6 protein-coding genes are annotated in these 7,056 nt (G+C 61.3%); 3 read left to right on the top strand and 3 right to left on the bottom strand.

The window, feature by feature from the left end; genetic code table 11:
• The 3 genes from DBO86_RS04310 to DBO86_RS04300 form a co-directional block, all read right to left on the bottom strand.
• Nucleotides 1-1,241: aspartate aminotransferase family protein (locus DBO86_RS04310; protein WP_108233064.1), on the bottom strand; the 1,241-nt coding region annotated here is incomplete at its 3' end.
• Between the two features lie 85 nt (nucleotides 1,242-1,326).
• Nucleotides 1,327-2,685: a glutamine synthetase family protein gene (locus DBO86_RS04305; protein ID WP_108233063.1), complete on the bottom strand. Its 1,359-nt coding sequence runs from the start codon at nucleotides 2,683-2,685 to the stop codon at nucleotides 1,327-1,329.
• A gap of 117 nt (nucleotides 2,686-2,802) precedes the next feature.
• Nucleotides 2,803-3,204, bottom strand: a complete 402-nt coding sequence (locus DBO86_RS04300) for a hypothetical protein (protein WP_108233062.1) — start codon at nucleotides 3,202-3,204, stop codon at nucleotides 2,803-2,805.
• Nucleotides 3,205-3,479: 275 nt separating this feature from the next.
• On the opposite strand from DBO86_RS04300, the gene DBO86_RS04295 reads away from it, so the two are divergent.
• The 3 genes from DBO86_RS04295 to aguB all read left to right on the top strand — a co-directional run bounded on the left by DBO86_RS04295 (nucleotide 3,480) and on the right by aguB (nucleotide 6,753).
• Complete coding sequence (locus DBO86_RS04295; RefSeq protein WP_074855157.1) at nucleotides 3,480-4,859, top strand: glutamine synthetase family protein; 1,380 nt, start codon at nucleotides 3,480-3,482, stop codon at nucleotides 4,857-4,859.
• 107 nt (nucleotides 4,860-4,966) lie between these two features.
• Nucleotides 4,967-5,608 carry a TetR/AcrR family transcriptional regulator gene (locus DBO86_RS04290; protein ID WP_074855156.1) on the top strand — a complete coding sequence of 214 codons (642 nt, stop codon included), beginning with the start codon at nucleotides 4,967-4,969 and terminating at the stop codon, nucleotides 5,606-5,608.
• 263 nt (nucleotides 5,609-5,871) lie between these two features.
• Nucleotides 5,872-6,753: an N-carbamoylputrescine amidase gene (gene aguB / locus DBO86_RS04285; RefSeq protein ID WP_074855155.1), complete on the top strand. Its 882-nt coding sequence runs from the start codon at nucleotides 5,872-5,874 to the stop codon at nucleotides 6,751-6,753.
• Nucleotides 6,754-7,056: the final 303 nt, after the last annotated feature.

Raw genomic sequence — 7,056 nt, 5'->3', positions numbered from 1 at the left:
CCGTTATTAAAGCAGTGGCCGCGGCAGATCATGCCTACCGCCTTGTCACCCGGATAACGTGTGCGCGTCGCCTTGTCCTGCACCAACTCGATGGCACCAAGCATGCCGACGCCGCGCACTTCGCCCACCAGCGGGTGATTCGCCAGCTCACGCAGACGACGCTGCAAATACGGTGCCGTTTCCGCTTTAACCCGCTCGACGATGCCTTCCTCCCTGAGAATGCGCAGGTTCTCCAGGCCCACCGCAGCGGCCACCGGGTGGCCGGAATAGGTGAAGCCGTGGTTGAAGTCGCCATGCGCCTCGATCACCTCGAACACCTTGTCGCTGACAATCAGCCCGCCCATCGGCACGTAGCCACTGGTGAGGCCCTTGGCGATGGTCATCAGGTCAGGTTTGAGGTCGTAGTACTGGCTGCCGAACCACTCGCCGGTACGGCCGAAACCGCAGATCACCTCGTCGGCAACGAACAGGATGTCGTACTTGCCGAGGATTTCCTTGATCCGCGGCCAGTAGGTTTCCGGCGGGATGATCACACCACCGGCGCCCTGGATCGGCTCGGCGATAAACGCTGCAACATTTTCCTCGCCCAGTTCGAGAATCTTCTTCTCCAACTGGTCGGCAGCCCAGATGCCGAAGGCCGCCGGGCTCATGTCGCCACCTTCACCGAACCAGTACGGCTGCGGGATATGGGCGATGCCCGGAATCGGCAGGTCACCCTGCTCGTGCATGAACTTCATGCCACCAAGGCTGGCGCCGGCCACGGTGGAGCCGTGATAGCCATTGTCGCGACCGATGATGATCTTCTTCTGCGGTTGGCCTTTGCATGCCCAGTAGTGGCGTACCAGACGCAGCATCGTGTCGTTGCCTTCCGAACCCGAGCCGGTGAAGAACACGTGGTTCATGCCGGCCGGCGCCAGCTGGGCAATTGCATGGGCCAACTCCAGCACCGGTGGATGGGCGGTCTGGAAGAAGGTGTTGTAGAACGGCAACTGGCGCATCTGCGTAGCGGCAGCTTCGACCAGCTCCTCGCGGCCATAGCCGACGGCCACGCACCACAAGCCGGCCATGCCATCGAGGATCTTGTTGCCCTCGCTGTCCCACAGGTGCACGCCCTTGGCCTCGGTGATGATGCGCGGGCCATTTTCGGCCAGTTGCTTGTAATCACTGAACGGCGCCAAGTGGTGGGCCTTGCTCAGGGCCTGCCACTGGGCGGTCTTGGGATTGTTCGCTTGCTTGTTCATTGCCAACACCTTGCTAACACGCAGCGCCAGCGGCGCTACGCAGAAATTCGTGGCGCCGGCCGCGCCAGGCGCGGCCGGTAGCCTTTTACACCGACAGCAGGAGGAACTCGCGTTCCCAGGAGCTGATCACGCGCTTGAAGTTCTCGTGCTCGGCACGCTTGACCGCGACATAGCCACGGATGAACTTCTCGCCGAGGAATTTCTCGGCGTCCTTACACGCTTCCATCCGCTCCAGAGCGCTCTCGATGGTCACCGGCAGGCGCAGGTTGCGACGCTCGTAACCACGGCCCTTGACCGGTGCACCGGGTCTGACCCCGCCGACCATGCCCATATAGCCGCACAGCAGAGTGGCTGCCAGCACCAGGTAGGGGTTGGCATCAGCGCCAGCCAGGCGGTTTTCCACACGACGGTTCTGCGGATTCGCCTCAGGTACGCGCAGGCCTACGGTGCGGTTCTCCTCGCCCCATTCCACGTTCACCGGCGCCGAGGTATCGGGCAGGAAGCGGCGGAACGAGTTGACGTTGGGCGCGAACAGCGGCAGCAGCTCGGGGATATATTTCTGCAGCCCCCCGATGTGGTGCATGAACAGCTCGCTCATGGTGCCGTCGTCGTTGGAGAAGATGTTCTTGCCGGTTTTGATGTCGACCACGCTCTGGTGAATGTGCATGGCGCTGCCAGGCTCGTCGGTGATCGGCTTGGCCATGAAGGTGGCCGCCACGTCATGCTTGAGCGCGGCCTCACGCATGGTGCGCTTGAACACCAGAATCTGGTCGGCGAGGTGCAGTGCATCGCCATGACGGAAGTTGATTTCCATCTGCGCCGGACCTTCTTCGTGGATCAGGGTGTCCAGATCCAGGCCTTGCAGTTCGCACCAGTCGTACATGTCTTCGAACAGCGGGTCGAACTCGTTGGCCGCGTCAATAGAGAAGCTCTGACGACCGGTTTCCGGGCGGCCGGAGCGGCCAACAGGTGCTACCAGCGGGAAGTCCGGATCGCTGTTGCGCTTGGTCAGGTAGAACTCCATCTCCGGCGCGACGATGGGCTTCCAGCCCTTGTCGGCGTACATCTGCAACACCTTCTTGAGGATGTTGCGCGGCGACAGCTCGATGGGGTTGCCCTGCTTGTCGAACGTATCGTGGATCACCATGGCGGTGGGCTCGATGGCCCAGGGCACGACGAAGACAGCGTTGGGGTCCGGACGGCAGAACATGTCGATGTCCGCCTCGTCCAGCAGGTCGTAATAGATATCGTCCTCGACGTAGTCGCCGGTCACGGTCTGCAGCAGCACGCTCTCGGGGAGGCGCATGCCCTTCTCATCGAGGAACTTGTTGGTCGGCGAGATCTTGCCGCGGGCAATGCCGGTCAGGTCGCTGATCAGGCATTCGACTTCGGTGATTTTGCGTTCTTTCAGCCAGCTCGTGAGCTGGTCTAGCTTGGTACTCATAGAGACCTCAGGGTTGTAGAACCTGCTTTTGTTATAGCGGGTTCAGCGTTGCCCCGCCCTCTCCCTGCAAGCCTCACCAAAGGCCTGGAAGAAGGCGAGATATTCGTGTGGATGCTACTAGGGGTGCGACACCTCCGGTACCCGACTTTGCACACCACAGAAAGAAAATCGCTCACCCTTGTATTCGAACATCGGGCCGTCTATCTCGCGACATAGCACGCGCCCGGCGAAACAGGCGAGCGCCTTGTGCATTGCAGGACGCGGGCCAAGGCGCGCAGCAGACAGCGTCACACGGCCGCGCACGCTATCGTGCTGGGTATGGAACGAGCGAACAGCCTGACGAGACAGGCAGCGCGGCGCAGAGGCCGCAAAGGAGAGATGTTGCTGCGTTGCAGCGGTCATGCTCATGACGGATGCGGCCCGCGTGATGAGTGGGCTCGCCTCGTTGATGAGGGAGTCGGTCGCGTGACTAATGGTCCTGGTGCAAGCGCTGACGCCGATGGCCGGCAGGGAAAACATGAGACACCCGTATTATTGCTGTTATGGGTTTGAACCGAGCTTAGCCTTGTTCATTTTTTTACACAATAGCCCTGTAAAAAATTGAACACACCCCACTGAGCAACCTGAAAGATCAACGTTTGGAGCCCCCTGAAAGGCCTTGAAATGCCCCAAAAATGGCCACCACGCCCCACTACAGGGCATCATTGGGCCCGCTTGACAGTAAAGTGCGTTTCGGATTGACTCACACCCATGCAGTCGCATGATTGATATATTTAACAAAAAGGTGTTGCATCATGTCGGTACCCCCGCGTGCCGTTCAGCTTAACGAAGCGAACGCGTTCCTCAAGGAACATCCCGAGGTCCAGTTCGTCGACCTTCTTATTGCAGATATGAATGGCGTGGTGCGCGGCAAGCGCATCGATCGAAACGCCCTGCACAAGGTGTACGAGAAAGGCATCAACCTGCCGGCCTCGCTCTTCGCCCTCGACATCAATGGCTCCACCGTCGAGAGCACCGGCCTTGGCCTGGATATCGGTGACGCCGACCGTATCTGCTTCCCTATCCCCAATACCCTGTGCAACGAGCCCTGGCAGAAGCGCCCCACCGCGCAGCTGCTGATGACCATGCACGAACTGGATGGCACCCCCTTCTTCGCCGACCCTCGCGAAGTGCTGCGCCAGGTGGTGCAGAAATTCGACGACATGGGCCTGAAGATCTGCGCCGCCTTCGAACTGGAGTTCTACCTGATCGACCAGGAGAACGTGAACGGCCGGCCGCAGCCGCCGCGCTCGCCGATCTCCGGCAAGCGCCCGCATTCGACCCAGGTGTACCTGATCGACGACCTCGACGAATACGTCGACTGCCTGCAGGACATGCTCGAAGCGGCCAAGGAGCAGGGCATCCCGGCCGACGCCATCGTCAAGGAAAGCGCCCCGGCGCAGTTCGAGGTCAACCTGCATCACGTCGAAGACGCCATCAAGGCCTGCGACTACGCGCTGCTGCTCAAGCGCCTGATCAAGAACATTGCCTACGACCATGAAATGGATTCCACCTTCATGGCCAAGCCCTACCCGGGCCAGGCGGGCAATGGCCTGCACGTGCACATCTCGCTGCTGGACAAGAAGACCGGCAAGAACATCTTCGCCGCCGACAACCCGCTGGAGAACCAGCCGCTGCGCCACGCCATCGGCGGCATCCTCGACACCATGGCCGCGAGCATGGCCTTCCTCTGCCCCAACGTGAACTCCTACCGCCGCTTCGGCGCGCAGTTCTACGTGCCCAACGCGCCGAGCTGGGCGCTGGACAACCGCACCGTGGCCGTGCGCGTGCCCACCGGTAGCGCCGACGCCGTGCGCATCGAACACCGGGTGGCCGGCGCCGACGCCAATCCCTACCTGATGCTGGCGTCGATCCTCGCCGGTATCCACCACGGTCTGACCAACCAGATCGAACCGGGCGAGCCGATCGAAGGCAACGCCTACGAGCAGCTCGAACCCAGCCTGCCGAACAACCTGCGCGATGCCCTGCGCGAGCTGGACGATAGCGAAGTGCTGAACAAGTACATCGATCCGAAATACATCGACATCTTCGTCGCGTGCAAGGAAGCCGAGCTGCAGGAATTCGAGACCACCATCTCCGACCTCGAATACAACTGGTACCTGCATACCGTGTAAGCGCAGAAGCCGCCCACACCCGCTCAAGAGTGCCGGGCGGCTCAGCCTGCTTGCCCAAGTGACCGCGCCTGACGTCCAATAGCGCCTCACAACCGAGGAGCTTGTTCATGTCGCGCACTGCCAGCCCGCGCAAACCCCGCGCCAGCAGCCAGGCGAGGATCGCCCAGATCCTCACGGCAGCGCGCGAGCTGCTGGCCGAGCAAGGCATGGCCACTCTGTCGATCTACACGGTGGCTGAACGCGCCGGCATCCCGCCCTCGTCGATCTACCATTTCTTCGCCAGCGTACCGGCCCTGCTCGAAGGGCTGACCGCCGACGTGCATGCAGCCTTTCGCGCCAGCCTGCAGCAGCCGATCGATCACACTGCCCTGCGTAGCTGGCACGACCTCTCGCGCCTGATCGAGCAGCGCATGCTGGCCATCTATGCCGAGGATGCTGCAGCGCGCCAACTGATCCTGGCACAGCACGGCCTGGCCGAAGTGACCCAGGCCGATCAGCAGCACGACCTGGAATTGGGCCGATTGATGCACGCACTGTTCGACCGTCACTTCCCCCTGCCGCAATTGCCGACGGATATCGACGTTTTCAACCTGGCGATGTCGCTGGGTGATCGTGTTTATGCGCGTTCCGTGCAGTTGCACGGCCACATCACCCCGCGCCTGGCCGAGGAAGGCATGCGCGTATTCGATGCCTACCTGGGCCTGTACCTGCCGGCCGCGCTGCCGAAAAGGCCTGCACCGCTGACGTAATCCACCGTAGGGTGCGCCGTGCGCACCGATGGCATCTGACGCCGCGACCATCGTGTTGCACAACCAAGCCCCCGCGACACCCTACGGCCCGAACCAATATAAATCCGATAAAAATCGCATTTATTTCGCTCGGGCGACCAAATGCATCTTCTAATACCGATATTTATCGGATATAAATCGAGCATCCCGCCCTGGTCGATGTTCAGCCACGGCACTCTGAATGGGCCGCCAGAGCGGCCTGCGAACGAGCCAAGAGGTGCTTCATGTCCCGTATCGTTACCGTCGCTGCGACCCAAATGGCCTGCTCCTGGGATACTCCTGCGAACATCGCCAACGCCGAGAAGCTGGTGCGCCAGGCCGCCGCCCAGGGCGCGCAGATCATCCTGATTCAGGAGCTGTTCGAGACGCCCTACTTCTGCCAGAAGCCCAACACCGACTACACCCAGCTGGCGACCACGATGGACGAGAACCCGGCCATCGCGCACTTCAGCAAGGTTGCGGCGGAACTGAAGGTGGTGCTGCCGATCAGCTTCTTCGAGCGCGCCGGGCGCGCCCGTTTCAACAGCATCGCCATCCTCGATGCCGACGGCACGAACCTCGGGATTTATCGGAAAAGCCATATCCCCGACGGCCCCGGCTATCACGAGAAGTACTACTTCAACCCGGGCGATACCGGCTTCAAGGTCTGGGATACCGCCTATGCGCGCATCGGCGTGGGTATCTGCTGGGATCAGTGGTTCCCGGAGTGCGCCCGCAGCATGGCGCTGATGGGCGCGGAAATCCTCTTCTACCCCACCGCCATCGGCAGCGAACCGCACGACGCCAGCATCAATTCACGCGAGCACTGGCAGCGCGTACAGCAGGGCCATGCCGGCGCCAACCTGATGCCACTGGTGGCCAGCAACCGCATCGGCCGCGAGGAACAGGACGGCTACGCCATCACCTTCTACGGCAGTTCGTTCATCGCCGACCAGTTCGGCGCGAAGGTCGAGGAGCTGAATCAGACCGAGGAAGGCGTGCTGGTGCACAGCTTCGATCTGACCGAGCTGGAGAAAGTGCGTACCGCCTGGGGTGTGTTCCGCGACCGCCGGCCGAACCTATACTGGCCGCTTTCCACGCTCGATGGCGAAACCCCATCCGAATGAACGCAGCTCGGATGTAATCCGGGGCTTTTTCTCACGACTCCCCGGATTGCATCCGTATATGGACTCCTCCCGTTTTGCCAGTGAAATAATCTGCCTCTGAACCTAGGTACGACTGCTTCCGTATATTCGACTTCTGATAAGGCGTTAGCCTTGAGCCATGATGAATTTCGCTCCTGTGCGCCTAACCGGGCTAGCGGCCTTGCAAAGCAGAGGGCCGATGGATGCAGCAGGTTACACACAGGTCGGTGCGACCGGTTCGTCATCAGTTCATGTCACTGTGCAATCGAGTGGATCTCTACTACG

It is taken from the genome of Ectopseudomonas oleovorans, assembly GCF_003052605.1.
GTDB lineage: Bacteria > Pseudomonadota > Gammaproteobacteria > Pseudomonadales > Pseudomonadaceae > Aquipseudomonas > Aquipseudomonas oleovorans_A.
Note: the sequence above shows the minus strand (reverse complement) of the source record. Positions and strands in the feature narration are given on the sequence as shown.